12 protein-coding genes are annotated in these 18,830 nt (G+C 65.2%); 9 read left to right on the top strand and 3 right to left on the bottom strand.

Annotation, left to right across the window (positions count from 1 at the left end; translation table 11 throughout):
- Window positions 1-112 precede the first annotated feature (112 nt).
- Both KFB96_RS01070 and KFB96_RS01075 read left to right on the top strand, forming a co-directional pair.
- Entirely contained in the window at window positions 113-1,579 is a 1,467-nt protein-coding gene (locus KFB96_RS01070) for a transglycosylase SLT domain-containing protein (protein WP_213458559.1), read from the top strand.
- A gap of 91 nt (window positions 1,580-1,670) precedes the next feature.
- On the top strand, window positions 1,671-2,438 hold the full coding sequence (locus KFB96_RS01075; protein WP_213501663.1) for an alpha/beta hydrolase: 768 nt from the start codon (window positions 1,671-1,673) through the stop codon (window positions 2,436-2,438).
- Between the two features lie 29 nt (window positions 2,439-2,467).
- Here KFB96_RS01075 and KFB96_RS01080 read toward each other — a convergent pair whose 3' ends face one another.
- The 3 genes from KFB96_RS01080 to KFB96_RS01090 all read right to left on the bottom strand — a co-directional run bounded on the left by KFB96_RS01080 (window position 2,468) and on the right by KFB96_RS01090 (window position 8,505).
- Window positions 2,468-5,224 (bottom strand): autotransporter domain-containing protein, encoded by a 2,757-nt coding sequence (locus KFB96_RS01080; protein ID WP_213458561.1) that lies wholly within the window; start codon window positions 5,222-5,224, stop codon window positions 2,468-2,470.
- 108 nt (window positions 5,225-5,332) lie between these two features.
- Window positions 5,333-6,430 carry a sel1 repeat family protein gene (locus KFB96_RS01085; RefSeq protein ID WP_213458562.1) on the bottom strand — a complete coding sequence of 366 codons (1,098 nt, stop codon included), beginning with the start codon at window positions 6,428-6,430 and terminating at the stop codon, window positions 5,333-5,335.
- Window positions 6,427-8,505: a bifunctional serine/threonine-protein kinase/formylglycine-generating enzyme family protein gene (locus KFB96_RS01090; RefSeq protein WP_213458563.1), complete on the bottom strand. Its 2,079-nt coding sequence runs from the start codon at window positions 8,503-8,505 to the stop codon at window positions 6,427-6,429. Before KFB96_RS01090 ends, KFB96_RS01085 begins: the two co-directional genes overlap by 4 nt.
- 327 nt (window positions 8,506-8,832) lie before the next feature.
- On the opposite strand from KFB96_RS01090, the gene tagH reads away from it, so the two are divergent.
- The 7 genes from tagH (at window position 8,833) to KFB96_RS01125 (ending at window position 18,748) form a co-directional block, all read left to right on the top strand.
- A complete protein-coding gene (gene tagH, locus KFB96_RS01095) occupies window positions 8,833-10,383 on the top strand; it encodes a type VI secretion system-associated FHA domain protein TagH (RefSeq protein ID WP_213458564.1) in 1,551 nt (516 codons plus the stop codon).
- Window positions 10,384-10,480: 97 nt separating this feature from the next.
- Window positions 10,481-10,981: a type VI secretion system lipoprotein TssJ gene (gene tssJ, locus KFB96_RS01100; RefSeq protein WP_300971217.1), complete on the top strand. Its 501-nt coding sequence runs from the start codon at window positions 10,481-10,483 to the stop codon at window positions 10,979-10,981.
- 12 nt (window positions 10,982-10,993) lie between these two features.
- Entirely contained in the window at window positions 10,994-12,325 is a 1,332-nt protein-coding gene (gene tssK, locus KFB96_RS01105) for a type VI secretion system baseplate subunit TssK (RefSeq protein ID WP_213458565.1), read from the top strand.
- A 3-nt stretch (window positions 12,326-12,328) separates the two neighbouring features.
- Complete coding sequence (gene icmH, locus KFB96_RS01110) at window positions 12,329-13,714, top strand: type IVB secretion system protein IcmH/DotU (RefSeq protein WP_213458566.1); 1,386 nt, start codon at window positions 12,329-12,331, stop codon at window positions 13,712-13,714.
- On the top strand, window positions 13,711-17,262 hold the full coding sequence (gene tssM, locus KFB96_RS01115) for a type VI secretion system membrane subunit TssM (protein ID WP_213458567.1): 3,552 nt from the start codon (window positions 13,711-13,713) through the stop codon (window positions 17,260-17,262). The genes icmH and tssM overlap by 4 nt, the downstream gene beginning before the upstream one ends.
- Window positions 17,259-18,017: a type VI secretion system-associated protein TagF gene (gene tagF / locus KFB96_RS01120; protein WP_213458568.1), complete on the top strand. Its 759-nt coding sequence runs from the start codon at window positions 17,259-17,261 to the stop codon at window positions 18,015-18,017. The genes tssM and tagF overlap by 4 nt, the downstream gene beginning before the upstream one ends.
- Window positions 18,014-18,748, top strand: a complete 735-nt coding sequence (locus tag KFB96_RS01125) for a protein phosphatase 2C domain-containing protein (RefSeq protein ID WP_213458569.1) — start codon at window positions 18,014-18,016, stop codon at window positions 18,746-18,748. The genes tagF and KFB96_RS01125 overlap by 4 nt, the downstream gene beginning before the upstream one ends.
- The last annotated feature ends 82 nt before the right edge of the window (window positions 18,749-18,830 follow it).

Consider the following 18,830-nt stretch of genomic DNA (forward strand, 5'->3'; position numbering starts at 1 on the left):
AGAGGGTTGGTCGGGGGTCTACTCTGGGGAGGGCGGGCTTCGATGTCGAGTAGCCGGCTCCGGGTTCTCGTTTTTTCTTAACCAGCTCAAACTCGGGTATCGATCACTGCAGATGCCGGCCAACGACGAAACCGTTTTCGTTCCTCGCGGGAGGGTCTCGAGACCATCGCTTCCCCCGATCGAGGTCGAGTATCCGGATGCGCGTGGCATCCCCTGTCGCAGCCGTTACACCCAAGCGGTTCTGATCGGGCGGGGTGATGACTGCGGACTGCGCATCCTGCATTCGGAGGTCAGCCGTCATCATGTGGCGATCTTTCCCGAGGCGGGACAGTGGTGGGCCCGTGACCTCGGAAGCAGTAACGGCACCCTAATCGATGGACGTGCGATCGACAAGATCCCGCTTGAAGGAACCACGACCTTGGCGCTCGGTCCGGGAGGGCCGCGTCTCAAGTTGATCCTACCCAAGGCGCAGCCGGTCGAGCGGGCGTCCGGGTCGTTGGAGCAGATTTCCAAGCACTACTTCCAGGATGACCCACCGGGCGGGGCCGGCGAGCACACCCTGATGGTGCGCAAGGCGTTCCGGGATCTGCGGCGCCGGCAGCGTGCCGTCTATGTCGGACTCATCGGGGCGGTCGTCCTGCTTCTGGTCGCGGTCGGCGGTTTCGCCTTGTTTCAGCATCAGCAACTGGAGCAGACGGCGAGTCTTGCAAACGACATCTTTTACGACATGAAGGAGTTGGAGCTCCAGATCGTCAATCTGGAGGTCAGCATCGGCGACGAGGCATCCGCCGAGCTGAAGGCGCAGGTTGAGGAGTCGAAACGTCGCCTTTCAGCGATGCGCGAGCGCTACGACGCCTTCGTCGAGAAGGTCCAGGCGGCCAGGCCGGTGCCGCTGAACTCCGAGGACAAGATCATTCTGCATATCGCCCGCGTCTTCGGCGAGACCGAGGTGGATGTGCCCGACGATTTTACCGCGGAGGTCAAGTCCTACATCCGCAAGTGGCAATCCTCGCCGCGGCTTGTCCGGGCGATTCGCCGCCTCAACGAAAACGGGTACGCCCCGACCATCCAGCGTGCCCTGACCGAGCACGGTCTGCCGCCGCAGTTCATCTATCTTGCGCTGCAGGAGAGCAATTTTCAGCCTCAGATCGTCGGTCCACCGACCCGCTACGGCCGCGCCAAGGGGATGTGGCAGTTCATCCCCGAAACGGGCAAGCGATACGGTCTGCAGCCCGGGCCGCTGCAACACCTCGGCGAGTATGACCCCGCAGATCAGCGGCACGATTTCCCCAAGTCGACCCTGGCTGCCGCCAAGTATCTGAAGGACATCTATCGGACCGACGCCCAAGCCTCGGGCCTGTTGGTCATGGCCTCCTACAACTGGGGAGAGGGCAACATCATCAAGCGGGTGCGGCAGATGCCGGCGAATCCCCGCGAGCGCAACTTCTGGCAACTGCTGCGCCAGCACAAGATCCCGAAAGAGACCTACGATTATGTCTTCTACATCGTCGCCGCGGCGGTGATCGGCGAGAACCCGGCGTTGTTCGGATTCGACTTCGAGAACCCATTGGCGCCCTGATGAACAGCGGATGATGCTGCAAGGGATGCGGGGTGCTTGGGTCGGATCTGTCCTGGTGTTGAGTCTTCTCCCGGGGGGGTGCGCGACGGACTTGGATCAGTCTGCCGACGCGCTTGCGGCTTCGCATGGTTTGACCCGCGAGGTGGCGCCGGGGCGAGGGTTCAATCATCTGATCTATCGACGACCGGCATTGCCGGCGGGCACCGATGAACCGAGGGGGATCCACGTCTATCTGGAGGGCGATGGCCGGCCTTGGGAGACGCGTCATCGGATGGCTAGTGACCCGACGCCGAAGAATCCGCTCGCGCTCAAACTCATGTTGCGAGACCCGGCGCCCGTGTTGTATGTCGCTCGACCCTGTTATCAGGGGTTCGCTCACGCCGAAGGTTGCCGCCCCGCGCTGTGGACACGGGATCGTTACGGCCCGGAGATTGTACAGAGCATGGTGTCGGCCATCGATCGCACCTTGCCGCCGTCGGAGCGACCACCGATCACCTTGATCGGCTACAGCGGCGGCGGTGTGCTTGCCATGCTGATCGCGGAGCGGTTGGAGGGTGTCGATCAGGTGATCACGGTCGCAGCCAATCTGGATATCGATGCTTGGACGGACCATCACGGCTATAGTCGGTTGACTGGATCGCTGAATCCGGCCCGGCAAGTACCTCTCGACCCGCGAATCCGGCAGCTCCATCTGTCCGGTGATCGCGATCGGGAGGTTCCTCCCTGGGCCATCGAGCGATTCCGTGCGGTCAATCCCGACGCGACCTTCAAGAACATCTCGGGCTTCGACCACCGCTGCTGCTGGATCGCGCAGTGGCCGAGGATACCGGGAGAGGCTCTGCTCCCCTCGCCTCGATAGGCGACGGGAGCAGGGCCCGCAGGCGGGGCTCAGAACTCCATCCGAATGCCCGCCGTCACGTTGTGCTCGCTGTAATCCTCCATGCCGAGCGAGGTTTGGAAGCTCACGAAGGCGACTCGTCCTTTGCCGAACTGGGCGCCGAGTCCGACGCCGAGACGGATGAGATCCGTATCCAGTGCATCCGTGGGCAAGGCAAATCCAAACCGGTTCGGGTCGTTTGCGAAATACCCTTGTACCTCGTCGTCACCTTTCTCGAACTCGTGCTCCCACTCGATCCAGCCTTGCGGAATGAGCACGGCCTTCTGCAGGCTGAACGAGCGCGAGATCTGGGCGCCCAGAATACTGACGAAGGAGACGGCATCCTGCCCGCGAATGACCAAGTCGAGGCCACTCGCTCCGCGCTCCCGATAGTCATCGAGCGCAGCGCTTGTATACCTGACCCGACCGTACAGATCGATGATATTGCCGTTGCTGATCAGGTCGTAGCCTGCTCCGAAGAGCAGGGAGTACTGGCTACCGTCGAAGTTGGCCTTGGCTTGCCGTGAGCCATCGAGGAGGCTGTAGGCGATGTTGCGGTCTTGATCATAGGTGTCCCAACCGTAGGTGGCCGAGCCCTCCAGATAGAAGTTGTCGATCGGGTAGTAGGTGCCGTAGAGCGACAGGCTCCAGCTATCGCCGTCCAGGCTACCGCCGGCAGCATCGATGTCGACCTTGGTGCTCGCGAACCCCAAGGCCGCGCCGAGGATCAATCCGTCAGTGAAGCGATAATCCGCGCCCGCGGTCAAGCCAAGGGTGTCGAAGGTGAAGCCGTCCTCGTTGATCGTTTTGTCTTTGGAGCCCCACTGGACATCGCCAGTGATGAAGATGCCCAGACGCTCGAAAGGCCATGAGTCGTCGGCACTGGCGGCCCCTCCGGATTCAACCCCCTGTTTGATCGCGCTCGCCAGCAGTCCCCCTTGAATGGTCTGCTCGCCGATGCCGACAGTGAGTCCGCGCAGACTGATCCCGCGCGCACCGCTTCGCAGCGCCGAGAGCCGCTCGGTCAGATTGTCGACTTGGACGGACGAGATCTGAGTGATGAGCTTGCGCGGCGCACTCGCCTGCTCCGGGGTCAAGGCCACCACACCCTGAACAACGGCGCCCGGGTTTGTTCCCGAGCTGGCGAAGAGCTTTGTGCACTGATCGAGCAGATCCCGCTCGCCCGGAGTCAACGTACTCTGCTGACCGAGCGTGTTCAGTGCGGGACAGAGGGAGTCCAGTGCTCCGGCCACCGAGCGTTGGCCGGGGCTCAGTCCCGGCAGATTCGCAAGTGGCGACGAGGCGATGGCGTTGAATGTGGTCGAAACGGTTCCGCCCTGCGTGCTCAAGGTAGCGCGCACTTCGTATTGGGTTTCGGTGCCGGGTGTGAGCACGGCACTGGCCTCTCCCGAGGCGTTCGTGATCGACTGGGTTGTCGAGAGGCTGCCGTCACCCTGTACGATTTCCCAGAGCACAGCCAATCCGGACACCGCTCCAAGCGTGTTGGTCGCGCGGACGACGAATGGCGCCAGCGGCTGTAGTGAGGTGGCGAGCTGATCGTCGCCGGAAACGACGACCAACGCGAGAGGCAATGCCGTCCGACCCGTAATGGAGAGCGTCGCCGATGCCGGCGTGCCGAGGACATAGCCCTGTCCGGCCTGGAGGGTTACCGTCAGATCGGTTTCGGGACTGCCCGGCTCGCCGGGTATCGGGGTGACACCGATGCTGGCGGTGGTCTGACCTTCAAGGACCCGAACCGTGCCGGAGAGCGGTTGGAAGTCGACCCCGGGTGTGGCGCTGCCGCTTAGGCTATAGAGGACCGTGACGCCTTCTTGGCCTGCCGGTCTGGACAACGTAACGGCGTATTCGCCGCGCGTTGCGGTTTCCTTGGCGGCGTTGGACACGGCCGAAATGCTGGCTTCCGGCAGTGGAGGACGACCGCGAATGACGACAGTCGCGGATGCGGGAGCGCCGACGGCATAGTCCGGTCCTGGCTGAACCGTAGCGATCAGATCGGTGTCGGGATCACCTGGATCGCCGGGAATCGGGGTAACGCCGATCGTTGCGCTGCTCTGTCCGGCAGGGATTACGAGCGTGCCGGCGAGCGGTTCAAAGTCAACCCCGGCAGTGGCGCTGCCGCTAAGGCTGTACCTGACCGTAACGCCGTCTTCACCGGCAGGACTCGATAAGCTGACGAGAAATTCGCCGGGATCGAGCGTCTCTTTCGATGCTGTCGGGTCACTGGCCTGGATGCTTGCGATCGGTGTGGTGTCGAGGATGGTCATGGTCGCGGACGCGACGCAGTCGCTCGGCGGCGCTTCAAAACCCGGGATCCGACAGGTCGAGCTGGCGAGGATGACCGTCTCGTCTCCTTCGGCGAGCACGTCGGCGAGCGGATCGATCCTGATCGAGGCCGTCCCGGAGGCCTGTCCGAACCGGCAGTCCGGGTTTTGCAGGGTCATCGGCACCGAGACGAGGTTGCCGGGTGCGCCGGTTGCAACATAGTCGACACCGGGTGTTGCGCTGCCGCCGAAGGTGACCGAGACCTCGACGGCGGATTCGTTCAGGAAACACGGAAAATCCGGGTCCGTGACTTGGATGATGAAGTTACCGGGTGCTCCGCCTTCCTGAATGCTGGCCGGGTCCGCGCTGATGGTCGTCGCGGGCGCTGCGGTCGTCTGCGAGAGCGGGATGGATCCGGCGAGAAGCAGCAGGCCCCCCAGCAGCCAGCGCGAGACGGAAGTCCGCTCCGAGCCGATACCGGTCAAAGCGGCAAATCCGTCATTCCGCCCTGGTCGTTCTGAATCCAAGCGCGCGTTGTTCCCCGTCGACATGACGTTGGTCCCCCTTTTGGATAACGAACCGATGTCTCTCGGTTACTGTTGTGCCAGCACAGGTGCGGCGACCTCGAGTACCCGCTCCAAGCCCTCCGCCGCGACACGCTGCGTCTCCGCCTCTTGGGTGAGCGCGACGTACTGGTCGATCAAGCGGCGATCGGCGCGAATCGCCGGCCTAGCCTGATCCATGAGCCGGGTCTCCTGACTCCGGAGCACGATGTCCTCCTTGGCGCGATCACGCGCGCTCTCGGCGCGGATCAGCTCCCGATTGCGTGTCTGCACGACCGCTGTGATCTGCTTGAGCTCCTCTCGGGCGGGCTGGACAACGTCCGGCAGCAGCGGCGTCACGGGCTCGATGCGGGGCTGCCGGGCGAGATCGGTCGGAGGTGGTTGCGTCGCTGCGACCGGGGGCGGGGAGTGCGGGGCCGATCGCGGCGGTGCGGTGCGCGGTGTGGCGGCGAGCCGAGGAGCAGACCCCGGGGAGCGCCGTTTCGCCTCCGCCACGGCTTGGGAGAGATAGACGATCTTGTCCTTTTGAAGGCCGGCGGCCTGACGAAACCAGTCCAGAGCCTCGACGGGATCCCGCTGCACGCCCAGACCCTTCTCGTAGAGTGCGCCGAGCCGGAGCTGGGCCCGCGGCGAGCCCTGGACAGCGGCCTTGCGATACCATTGCGCCGCTGTCGCGTAGTCGGGCGCGCGCCCCAGCCCGCGCTCGAAGATCTCGCCGACATAGGTTTGGGCGGTGGGATCGCCCTGTTCCGCGGCAAACTTCCAGACGGCCAAGGCGGTGTCGAAGTCGGCACGGTCGAAGAGAACGTATTGACCGCCGAGGATCTCGCAGTCGCTGATGGTCTTCTTGACGGGGCGAGGGCGACCGACCCAGGTGATGGTTGTCCCCATCTTGCGCAGTCGCCCTGGCAGCAGACAATCGACGACGGTGAGATCTTCCAGCCGGGCGATGACATAGCCGGTCGCGCCAGGGGCGTCCGTCGTCCCGGAGACTTGCCCGTACATGGCGGACGGGTCGGTGCCGGGTCCGGTGGTCGCGCAACCGCCGAGGAGCAGCGTGATCCCGGCGGCGATTGTCCCCGCCGAGACGCGAGAGAAGACATCTGCAAGCGACCTGATGCGCCTCATTCGTCTGCACTCCCGTGCGTGTTTACGCTCGTTCGGACTTTCCACGGGCGATTGGTCGCCAGGACGCGGAAGCCGATCGTATTGAGACCCAGATTCGAAGGTAGTCCATCGCGCGCCGCTGATCGCGCCAAGGCGGGCGAGGTCAACCAGGAACCGCCCCGGATCACGATGGGTGCAGGGCCGCGTCGCCTTGTCGCATCCAGGCATTCGGTTTGGCCTCCGCCATAGACAGGATCATAGACCGAACATGTCCATTCCGCGACATTGCCGAGCATGTCGTGAAGTCCAAACAGGTTTGGATGAAAGGTCGCGACCGGCGCGGCATAGAGATGGCCGTCGCGACAGGCCGATCTTGCACCTTCGATGCGTCGCGTCTCGTCCGCGTCCGCGAGCACTGTCTCATCGGCGGTGTTCGCAAACTCGCATGAAGCCTCGAGGTTGTCGCCCCAATGACGGCTGGTTGTCGTGGTGGCCCTCGCCGCGTATTCCCATTCCAGCTCGGTCGGTAAACGGTACTCGCGGCCGGTTTGCTCGCCGAGCCAGTCGGCATAGGCTCGGGCGTCGTTCCATGTCACGCAGACGACCGGATGTTCCCGCGTGACCGGATAGCCGGGCTTCTCCCAGGACAGACTCAGGTCGGCGACGAGCTCGATTCCTTCATCGTCGGTGCGCAGGCAGGCACTCTCGCGATCGGCCTCGGTGCGATAGTCGACGGCCCGCGTGAATTCCGAGAACTGGCCGACGGTGATCTCGGTCCGGCTCATGGCGAAGGGCTCGCTGACCACTGCGGCGTGGCGCGCTTCATCGCTGTTGCGGCCATCCTCTTCGACAGGCGAGCCCATCGCAAATTCGCCGGAAGGAATTGCAATCATGCTCGGACCCGCGCCTCCGATGCGGAGCGGATCCGAGAATCGGTCATGCGGAGCGAAGGGCTCGACTCGGGGATCCATCTCCTGTTGGCTCCACCAATACCAAGCTCCGGCGCCGACGACTGCGGCGAGCACCGCGGTTAGGATGAACCACAGCAAAGGCCGGCGCGGCGACGGATCCGGGGGCGGAGGGCCCGCCTCGTCAGGGACCGATCCGGTCGTTTCCCCGGAGGTCTGCGCCGTCGTCTCAGACGCCGAGAAACGGGTGAGATCCGTCGCCGATACCTTGGTCATCACGACCGTCGCAGCGTCTGCGGAAGGCACATCGGAAAGCAGTTGCGCTCGCCACGCGCTCACGGACTGTGGGCGGTCGTCGGGCTTGAGCGCGCAGGCGGCATCGATGGCCCGCAGGAAGGCGTCCGGATAGCGCCCGCGACAGAGCTCCGCCGCAGGCTCCTGGGTATGGCCGAGCAGCTGCTCCGAGGCGCTCTTGGGCGTGCGGCCCGTCACCGCGCGGTACAGGGTGGCCCCGAGCCCGTAGATGTCGGTCCAGGGCCCCTGGTCTCCGCCCGGATAGTGCTGCTCCATGGCCGCATAGCGGGGCGTATAGGTCGTGAAGACCGAGGTTTCCCCGCTCAGGGCGACATTGCGGGCCGCGCCGAAGTCGATCAGAACCGGGGATCCGTCCGGGCGGATCAGGATGTTCGCGGGCTTGATATCGCGGTGCAGGACGTTCGCCGCGTGCACACGTTCCAGGCCATCGAGCAGCGGCGCGACGATCGGGCGCAGCTGCTCGAAGGTCAGGGTTCCGCATGCCTCCAGGAGATCCGACAGCGGTTGTCCCCGCTCGAACTCCATGAACATATAGGCACTGCCGTTGGCCTCGCGGTAGCCGGTGACCCGCACGATGTTGCGATGGGGCACCGGTCGTGCGAGATTCCAGAGCGTGCGTGCCTCTTGGAGAAACCGGTCCCGAGCCCAGAGGAATGCCTCGGCGGTAGCCGGCGACAGCGGCGCGATCTGACCGTCCTCACCGCGCCGCGCAAGCTCGGTCGGCAGGAATTCCTTGATGGCGACCGTCTCGTCGAGGTGGATGTTCTCGCACTCGTAGACGATGCCGAAGTTCCCCGCGCCCAAGACACGAGTGACACGGAACTCGTCGATCATGCCGCCGACGGGGATGGTTTGTTGATCTGTTTGAGTCACGATGCTGTCTGCATTGATCGCGCGGTTCTCGAGTGGAGCGGGCGATGATCGCTTGGAGTTTCGATGCCGCCGTGTGCGATCATAACCAGAGTGTGATCGACGATGTGCAAGGATGCCAGATGCGATGCGCGGAGAGTGTCTCGGATGCCTTTGGAGCAGATCGACAGACTCGACTATACTCGACGGCACGTCGTCGGATCGTCCTCCCGGCTATCAACCATCAACCTTCATCGAGTTATGGTCTTTCGAGATGAACGATACGATGACTCAAGGGTTGTATCTTCGTGAAAACGCGGTCGGGACGCTGTCTTTGCGTGGACTCGCGGCATGGAGTTGACGCTTCGCCTCATCGATCGCAGCGGTCATGCCGGCGTGCCGACGGAGCTTCGAATGACCTCCGGCGCCGCGACCCTCGGCCGCGCTCGTGACAATGACTTGGTTCTCGATGATCCGGAGCGCGTCGTGTCCGGCAGGCATGCATTGATCGAGGTGCGCGACAGCGGCGTCTGGATCACGGATACCAGTCGCAACGGGACCTTTCTCAATCAGGCCACCGAGCCGTTGCCGACGCATCAACCGATGAGCTTGCACAACGGCGACCGCCTCGCCATCGGCGCTTACGAGCTTCTCGTGAGCATTGCCTCGTCAATGCCTGAAACGGCCGCGCGTGATCGCGATCCCTTCGGCGACCTCGCAAACAGTGCTTTGCCTGGTCTGTCCAAGCCCGGTCCCCGCACCGACATCCTGGATCTATTGAATGCGGGCGATGGCGCGGAGCCGCGGATCGACAGCCTCGACGCAGCGACACCACACCTGGTGGATGATCCCTTCGCCGATGCATCTCCATTGGATTCGCGGCTCGCGGCGGGGCGCAAGGAGGCTCCACCCAAAGGCGTGTCTCACCAAACGCCGGTCGAGAATGTCTATTTTCGGCCGCCCGAGATCCAAGCCATACCGGACAACTACGACATCCTGAACGATGTCTGGGCCGCTCCTCCCGAGGATGCGCCGCAGAGCGGTGAATCCGTGCCATCGACGCCGCCGGACTCGTCTTCGACCAGCTCCTCGGCAGCGAGTCCATTAGACGCGTCGGCGGAGTCTTCCGTGCCGCAAGGTCCAGCGCGCTCGGCGCCCGCCTTCGAGGAGGATCCATTCTCGCGTGCAGATCCCGTTGCGCCTGCGACGAGCCCCTCACCGATGCAGGTTCCCCGTGCCGACGCGCGCCCGATCTCCGCCGCACAGCCGCTCGGGCAAGAAGCGCGAAGCACGGACACGGCAGCGCTCGTGGATGCCTTCATCGAAGGGCTCGGGGCCGGCGATGGTGCGCGTGTGGATCAGCCCGAGGAGTTGATGCGCAATGCCGGAGCGCTGCTCAGAGCGCTGGCGGCGGGTCTAACCCTGACGATGATGGGGCGTGCACAATTCAAGAGCGAGCTGCGCCTGGGGGTCACAACGATTCGGCCGGCGGAAAACAACCCCTTTAAGTTCTCCGCCGATCCCGACGATCTGCTGGATCGGCTGCTGTTTCGCCCGAGCCCCGGTTTCCTGCCGGCCGTACCCGCCGCGCGCGAGGCCTTCGACGATATCCGTGCGCACGAGATGGCGATGACGGCCGGACTTCAGGCCGCGCTGCGCGCGCTCCTCGCACGTTTCGAGCCCGCGGAGCTCGAGCGCCGTTTGACGGCCCGGTCGCGGCTCGAAGAGATGCTTCCGATGGTGCGCAAGTCCCGCTACTGGGATCTCTTCACCGAGGCTTACGAGGAGGTGGCCGCGGATGCGGCGGAGGATTTCATGCGACTCTTCGGCGACGCCTTTACCAAGGCGTATCGGGAGCAGATCCAGCGCCTGGATCGGGCACGCGGACGACAGGGCGGTTGATCCATTGCAGGCGGGGCATGATCCGCCTCCGGTCGGTCCGAAGTTGCGGTCGAGTGTCTCGACCGGTCGGGTTCATCCGTCAAAGAGGGTAACGAGAATGGCCCACATGCCCCCGCGCGGACTGCCGCGCAGCGTCGTTTCCGTGCTCGGTGTCTGGATCCTGATGATCGGTATCGGTCTGCTCCCCGGCTGCGCCGCAAAGCCGGAGAAGCCCGCCCCCATGCTGAGTCTGGAGATCGAGGCGACCGCCGACGTGAATCTCGGACCCGGCGGCAATCCGCTGCCGGTCGTCGTGCGGGTCTATGCGCTCAAGGGGCAGGGCACCTTCATGACCGCGGACTTCTACAGCCTGTTCGACAACGAGTCGGCGGTGCTGGGGCCGGATCTGATCGCGCGCGAGGAGCTTACCCTGAGGCCGGGAGAGCGCCGGGAGATCACCCGGCCGTTGGCGCCCGAGGCGGCCTACATCGGTGTGGTGGCGGCCTATCGCGACATCGATCGCAGCCGCTGGCGCGCCGCGACCGCGCTCACCCCGGATACGAACAACGCCATCCGGATCGTCGTTGCCGCAGAGGCCATCTCGGCCTATCCCCGATAGGAGTCGCTGCCGGTGTGGGACAACAAGGTACTCTGGTCCGAAGGTCTCTTCCTTCAGCCGCATCATTTCCAACAGCACGATCGCTATCTCGAGCATCTGATCGGGGCCAAGGCGGGCCTCGGGGTGCCCTATCCCTGGGGCCTGTCCCGGATGGAGATCGACACCGAGATGCTGGGTATCGGCAAGCTCATGCTGAGCGAGGTCGCGGGGGTTCTGCCGGATGGCACGCCGTTCGATGCCCCCGCGAGCGACCCCCTTCCGCAACCGTTGCAGCTCGATGAGTCGACGTCGGGCCAGACCCTTTATCTCGCCTTGCCCTTGCGCCGCCCGGGCGCGGCCGAGAGCGGCGGCGCGGAGCAGCCGGAGACCGGCCTGCGCTATCGCCTCGGCGAGCTCAAGGTGCGCGACAACGCCCTGGGTTCGGACACCGAGACGTCGGTCGAGGTCGGGCGGCTCGATCTGCGCTTGATGCTCGAGCGCGAGGCCCGCGACGGATTCGCCTGTTGCGGCGTGGCGCGGGTGCTCGAGTGTCGCGCGGATCGCGAGGTGGTGCTCGATCGCGCCTATATCCCGCCCTGCATCGACTACCGGGTCGGCCGACGTCTCGCCGATTTTATCGAGGAGCTGAGCGGTCTCCTGCACCGTCAGGCCGAGTCGCGCGCCGGACGCGTGCGCGGAGTGGGGCGCGGCGGGGTCTCGGATTGGGCCGATTTCCTGCTGCTGCAGCTGATGAATCGCGCGGAGCCGGTCGCGCTGCATCTGATGCAGGTTCGGGGACTGCATCCGGAGGCGATCTACCGCCACCTGCTCGGACTGGCCGGAGAGCTGGCGACCTTCGCGAGCGAGACCAAGCGTCCGCCCGAGTTTCCGCCCTACCGGCACGATGACCTGGACGCGACCTTCTCGCCGCTGATCGAGCGTTTGCGCGAGTATTTAGGTCGCGAGTATGTCGAGCGCGCCATCGCCATCCCGATTCAGGAACGCCAATTCGGATTCCGCGTCGCGCTGGTGGCCGACCGCTCGTTGTTGCCGGCCGCGCGGTTCGTGCTTGCCGCACAGGCGAGCCTTGACTCGCAGACCTTGCGCAACCGGTTTCCCGCCCAGTGCAAGGTCGGCCCGGTCGAGCGGATCCAGGAGCTGGTCAAGCTCGCGTTGCCCGGGATCGCACTCAAGCCCATGCCCACGCCGCCTTTGGAGATTCCCTATCACGCCGGCTTCGACTATTTTGAACTGGACCGAAGCGCTGAATTCTGGAAGCAGTTGAGCGCGGGAGGCGGCTTCGGGATGCATATCGGCGGGGAGTTCCCGGGATTGGAGCTCGAGCTCTGGGCTATCCGCGAGTAAACCGTGACCGACGACGATCCTTTCAGCATACCCGGCGACGCCGGTGCGACCGTGATCCGTCCCATCCCCGGAGGGCGGCGTTCGGCTGCCGCACCGGCCCGAGGGGCTCCGCAGCCGCCGCCCTTCTCGGGTGTTCCCCCGACTTGGAGCGCGCTCGGGCAGACGGCGCCGGTCGTCAATCCGCTCGTGAGCTGTGCCGCGGGTCTCCTGACGATTGCCGCGGAGCTGCGCGGGACCGTCGCTCACCCCGATCCGGCCGGTCTGCGCGAGGGGCTCGTCCGCCAGGTGCGCGAGTTCGAGACCTGTGCCCGTGCCAAGGGGTTGGTGGATGCGGTCGTGTTGCCGGCACGCTATGTCCTCTGTGCCTTGATCGACGAATCCGTCCTGGATACGCCGTGGGGGACCGAGAGCGTCTGGAGCCATCAGGGGCTCTTGATCAGCTTCCACAACGAGACCTGGGGCGGGGAGAAGTTCTTCAGCGCGCTGGAGCGCTTGCTCGCCTATCCGAGCGGCAACCTGAATCTCTTGGAGCTCATGTATCTGTGCTTGGCGCTGGGCTTCGAGGGGCGCTATCGGGCGCGCCCGGACGGCCGCGCGCAGCTCGAACGGGTTCGCGAGCAGCTCTTTCAAACGATTCGCACGCAACGCGGCGACCCGGACCCCGAGCTTTCGCTGCATTGGCAGGGGGCGACGGTGCGGCGGGATCCGCTGATCCACCAGCTGCCCCTCTGGGTCTTCTCCGCGATGGCCGGCCTGCTTCTCGCCGGGCTCTTCGCCTTCTACAGCATCTCGCTCAACCGTGATTCGGACCCCGTCTTCCTCTCGCTCAGTCAACTCGACCGCGGGTTGGAGGTGGTGGTGGATCGTCCCAGGGTTCCCTTCTCCGAGGCGCCGGCAGCTGCGACGCCGGACTCGCCCGCACCCCTGACCTTGCGTCTCCTGCTTGCCGAGGAGATCGCCGCCGGGCGTTTGGAGGTGGAGGACCGTCCCGCGGGCCAGACCGTCATCATCCGCGGCGACGGACTCTTCGCCTCCGGCAGCAGCAGCTTGACGCCGGGCTTGATGCCACTGATGCGTCGAATCGGCGAGGCATTGGCCCGTCTGCCCGGTACGGTCCTGGTGACGGGGCACTCCGACAGCGTTCCGATCAAGACGCTGCGCTTCCCTTCGAACTGGCATCTCTCGCAGGAACGTGCAGAGCGCGTTATGGCGTCGCTCGTGGAGGTCGTCGGCGACCCGTCGCGCTTCACTGCCGAGGGACGCGCCGATACCGAGCCACGAATCCCCGAGAATCCGCGGGATGCCCGCAACCGGCGGGTCGAGATCACCTTGACGGGGCCACGCGGCGGGGGACGTACGACCTCCGACGTGGCCAGTGTGCGGCCATGAAAGTGCTGTTTCGATTCCTTGGCTCACGCTGGTTTCTGACCCTGCTCGGAACGATCGCGCTGGCGCTGCTGATCTGGTTCATCGGCCCGCTGGTCGGTGTTGCAGGCATGGAGCCCTTGGCGTCGCCGCACAGCCGGTACATCGCCGTCGGGGCCCTGTTCGGGGTCTGGGGTCTGGTGCGGATCGGCTCCGTCGTGCGTGCGCGGTTGCGTAATCGCCGCTTGATGGAGCAGCTCGCGTCGGGCCCGGCGGCGGCGCCGGACCCGGCCAAGATCGCCAGCGAAGAAGAGCTGCAGGTCCTGCGCGAGCGCTTCGATGCCGCATTGGCGGCGCTCAAGGGGTCCGAGGTCCGGCACCGACTGGGCGGACGCTGGGTCTACCAGCTGCCTTGGTATCTGATCATCGGTCCGCCCGGCTGCGGCAAGACGACGGCGCTTATGAATTCGGGGCTGCGCTTCCCGCTCGCGGAGCGTCTCGGTCAGGACGCCATCCAGGGTATCGGCGGGACCCGCAATTGCGACTGGTGGTTCACCGACGAGGCGGTCTTGATCGACACCGCCGGACGCTACACCACGCAGGACAGCTACGAGCAGGTGGACAGCGCCGCCTGGCAGGGTTTCCTCGGCCTGCTGAAGAAGCACCGGCCGCGACGCCCGATCAACGGGGTCTTGGTAGCCGTCAGCCTCGCCGACCTCATGCAGCAGAGCCAGACGGAGCGCGCAGCCCATGCGGCGGCGATCCGCCAGCGCATCCAGGAGCTGTGCAAGACCTTCGGCATCGCGATCCCGGTCTATGTGCTCTTCATGAAGGCGGATCTCGTGGCGGGCTTCATGGAGTTCTTTGCGGATTTGAACAAGGAGGGGCGCGAGCAGGTCTGGGGCGTGACCTTCCCCTACGACCCCGAGGAGAAGACCCCGGCGGCACTCTCGACCTTTGCGGCGGAGCTGACGGCCCTCGTCGAGCGTCTCGACCAACGTCTGCTGACCCGCATGGAGCAGGAGCGCGAACCGGGAAAACGCTCCCTGGTGTTTAGCTTCCCGAGGCAATTCAATGCCCTCGGTGATGCCCTCGAGCAGTTTTTGCAGGATGCCTTCACACCGTCGCGTTTCGAGATTCGTCCTCTGGTGCGGGGTGTCTATTTCACCAGCGGCACGCAGACCGGTACCCCGATCGACCGAGTGCTGGGCGGGTTTGCGGGGAGTTTCGGTCTTGCCCGTCAGGGTCCGCTCCCCTTCAAAGGGACGGGCAAGAGTTTCTTTCTGACGCGTTTGCTGCGCGATCTGATCTTCACGGAGACGGGGCTTGCCGGGCTCAATCCGCGTCTGGAGCGTCGTCGGCGTTGGCTCAGACGAGGGGCCTATGCGGGGGTGTTTACGATCCTGTTGCTGGCCGGCGCGGCTTGGACCACGAGCTACTCGCGCAACCTCGCCTACATCGACGAGGTCGCTCAGCGCACGGTGGAAATCGAGTCCAAGATCGATGCCATCCCGGTCGAAGAGCGCAACCCGCTCGGGATCCTGCCCCTGCTGGATGCGGCCCGCGCGATTCCCGGCGGGTACGCCGACCGCGGCGAGTCTGTTCCCATCAGTATGGGTCTTGGCCTCTACCAAGGTGGCAAGCTCGGATCCCAGGCCGAGCGGGCCTATGACCGCATTCTCGCCAAGGCCCTGCTGCCGAGGGTCATCCTGCGTCTGGAGGAGCAGGTCCGCGAGGCCGGCGGCGACCCCGACTATCTCTACGATGCCTTGCGTGTCTACCTCATGCTCGACAGCGATGAGCACTACGATCCCGCGGCCGTGCAGTATTGGGTCGGGCGCGATTGGCAGCGCAGTCTGCCGCGCGAGACCACCACCGAGCAGCAGGAGGCGTTGCGCGATCATCTGTCGGCCTTGCTGGTGCGCCGACCCGCACCCTTGCCGATCGATCTCGACGGGGCCCTGATCGCCGACGCGCGGGTCATTCTCAACCGAACGCCCCCGGCCGAGCGCATCTACGCCCGTCTCAAGCAGGATGGACCGGGCGACGACCTTCCCGATTTCACCATCAGCGATGCCGGCGGAGACTTCGCCAAGCTGGTGTTTGCCCGTCGCAGCGGACGGCCGATCAATCAGGGCGTGCCCGCGCTCTTTACCTACGACGGCTATCACCGTGGCTTTACGAGCGCGAGCAGCCAACTGATCGAGGCGGCAGCGAACGAGGCTTGGGTCTTGGGTCCGGATGCCCCCCTTACTTCGGGGTCAGAAGGCGCGCGGCGCGTGCTCGAGGAGGTTCGCGAGCGCTATCTACGCGACTATGTCGTTGAGTGGACGGCCTTGCTCGAGGATATCGATCTGGTCGCCGTGCGCGATCTGCATCACGCATCTGAGGTCGCACGCATCCTTGCCGATCCGGAATATTCACCGCTGAAGCGACTGCTTGTCGCGGCCGCCCGCCAGACCGAGCTGGACCGACCCCCGCAGGCCGATGCGTCCGCCGCGGATCAGGCCGGAGGGACCCTGCAGGGATTCCGTCAGCGCGTCGAGAGCTACTTCGACGACACCGATCCGGGTGCGCCGTCCGCGCAGTCCCCGGAGGCCTACGTGACGCGTCGTTTTGGCTGGTTGCATGACCTGGTGCGATCCGACGAGCAACGCCAGGCCCCCATCGAACGGGTCTTGGTCTCGATGGGGCAGTTGCAGCTGCACTTGTCGTCCGTGGCTGCGGCCGCGACCACGGGCCGCGGCCTGCTGGTTCCGGGCGAGAGCGCCGAGATCCGCGATGCCAAGGCGCTTGCGGCGCAGCTCCCGGCGCCGATCGGCGGCTTGGTCGGAACCCTTGCACAGGACAGTGCCAACATCGCCGCCGGTGGCGCGCGCGCTCAACTGAACAATATCTGGACGGCCGAGGTACTGCCCTTCTGCCGCGAGGCGATCCATGACCGCTATCCCTTCGTCGCCGGAACCGCGCGCGAGACCACCTTGCATGACTTCGGCCGGGTCTTCGGCCCGGACGGGCTGATCGACGCCTTCTTCAAGGCGCACCTGAGTGCGTCCGTCGATACGGCACGCCCGACATGGCGTTGGGTCGATAAGGCCATCGGGATCCCGGACGAGGTGTTGGCCCAGTTTCAGCGCGCTGCCGTCATCCGCGAGGCCTTCTTCATGAGCGGAGGCAAGACCCCGTCGGTCGAGTTCGAGCTTCAGCCGCGCGGCATGGATGCCCGCTTGAACCAATTTACCCTGGATCTCGGAGGACAGATCGTCGATTACCGGCACGGTCCGTTGCGCACGCAAAAGCTGCAATGGCCGCCGCCGGACGGCGCATTGAGGGCGCGTCTGGTCTTCGTCGACACCAGCGGGGGCGGACCCAGTCTGACGGAGGAGGGTCCTTGGGCCTGGTTCCGCGTGCTCGACCGTTCACGACTCACCGCCACCAATCAACCTGAGCTGTTTCGACTGACCTTCTCCGTGGCCGGGATGTCTGCGCAGTTCGATCTGCGCGCGATCAGCGTGCGCAATCCCTTCAAGCTCGACGAGCTGAGAGGGTTTCGCTGTCCGGGGCGTCTATGAGCGATCGGGACTCGGGCGCGCCCGGTTTCTACGGCAAGTTGCCGAGTCTCGGCGATTTCGTGAGCCGCCGCCTTCCCGCCGAGCTCGTTCAGCCGTGGGATCTGTGGCTGCGCGAATGTCTGGCGGCAAGTCGTGCCGAGCTTGGAGATGCCTGGCTCGAGACCTATCTCACCAGCCCCTTGTGGCGCTTCGTCCTGACCCCCGGCGTGGCGGGGCGTACCGGCTGGGCGGGCGTGCTGATGCCCAGTGTGGATCGGGTCGGGCGCTATTTTCCCTTGACGCTCGCCTGTCCGCTGGAGACCGGGGTCGACCCATTGCGGATTCTTGCCACGCCCGATTGGTTCGAGCGCGCCGAGGCGGTGACGCTTGCCGGGCTCGAAGAGGGGCGTTCGGTCGAGGAATTCGATGCGCTGACCTTGGATCTGGGGGTTCCGATCGATCTCCTGCCCGGTCTCGCCGCGGCGGTCGTGACCGGTCAGATCGGGTCCAACGCCTGGCGGATCGGTGCCGCCTCTCCGTCGGAGGTGGGTGCCGCCTGCTCGACCCTGTTGGCGCGGGCGCTCGATCAGGTCTTCTGTGCCTACAGCCTCTGGTGGTCGAGCGGCTCCGAGCTGGTGGCTCCGTCCTTTCTCGTCTGTCAAGGGTTACCGCCGACGGACGGTTTCAGCGCGCTCCTCGCGGGAGGTTGGGCGGGTCGCGGATGGCGGGAGCTCGACCAAGCCGATCCGGCAATTCCGGGCGAGGAGTCGAGATGAGCCTGCGACCGGCTCAGATGCACTGGACATCGGCCGGTGCGACCCATCCCGGTCGGGTCCGAGACGTCAACCAGGACGCCTACTTGGACCGACCCGACCTGGGTCTATGGGCCGTCGCCGACGGGATGGGCGGGCACAGCGACGGCGGCATGGCGAGCCGAATGCTCGTGGATGGACTCGTTCGGATGGGGCGTCCTGGACTCTTGGGGTCGGCCGTCGAATCGGTGCGCAACATCCTGCAGGAGGTCAATCGCCGTCTGTTGGCCGACGCGGCCGCGCGGGGCGATGACCTGATCGGCAGCACCATCGTCGCCTTGATCGCCGTCGGAGACCATTGCGCCATCCTCTGGGTCGGCGACAGCCGTGTCTATCGGGGACGCGACGGCGATCTCATGCAACTGACCTCGGACCACACGCATGTTCAGGATCTGGTCGACAAGGGGCTGTTGACCCCCGAGCAGGCCGAGCAGCACCCGCTCTCGAATGTGCTGGTGCGCGCGGTCGGTGCCGATGCCGAGATGGCCGTGGATCTGCGCGTCGAGTCACTGAGAGACGGCGACCGCTTCTTGCTGTGCAGCGACGGCTTGGTCAAAGAGCTGCGGCCGGATGCGATTGCGGGAATCCTATGCGGCGCCGAGCCGGGGGAGGTTGCACGCAAGTTGATCGATGCCGCCTGCAACGTGGGCGGGCGAGACAATATCACCGCGGTTATCGTGGATATCCATTTCTGATGGGTTCGGATCGGTTGATGAGAGAGTCCGGGACCACCTTGATTATTGAGCGTAGAGGCCACCCACCAGCTGCTGCAGTCAT

The sequence above is a fragment of the Thiocapsa sp. genome, from assembly GCF_018399035.1.
GTDB lineage: Bacteria > Pseudomonadota > Gammaproteobacteria > Chromatiales > Chromatiaceae > Thiocapsa.

What these genes read in the sequence shown, in the direction of transcription:
- tssM (WP_213458567.1), top strand. Translation starts at nt 13,711, where the DNA reads ATGAAAGTGCTGTTTCGATTCCTTGGCTCACGCTGGTTTCTGACCCTG.
- tssJ (WP_300971217.1), top strand. Translation starts at nt 10,481, where the DNA reads ATGGCCCACATGCCCCCGCGCGGACTGCCGCGCAGCGTCGTTTCCGTG.
- tagH (WP_213458564.1), top strand. Translation starts at nt 8,833, where the DNA reads ATGGAGTTGACGCTTCGCCTCATCGATCGCAGCGGTCATGCCGGCGTG.
- KFB96_RS01070 (WP_213458559.1), top strand. Translation starts at nt 113, where the DNA reads ATGCCGGCCAACGACGAAACCGTTTTCGTTCCTCGCGGGAGGGTCTCG.
- KFB96_RS01085 (WP_213458562.1), bottom strand. Translation starts at nt 6,430, where the DNA reads ATGAGGCGCATCAGGTCGCTTGCAGATGTCTTCTCTCGCGTCTCGGCG.
- tagF (WP_213458568.1), top strand. Translation starts at nt 17,259, where the DNA reads ATGAGCGATCGGGACTCGGGCGCGCCCGGTTTCTACGGCAAGTTGCCG.
- KFB96_RS01125 (WP_213458569.1), top strand. Translation starts at nt 18,014, where the DNA reads ATGAGCCTGCGACCGGCTCAGATGCACTGGACATCGGCCGGTGCGACC.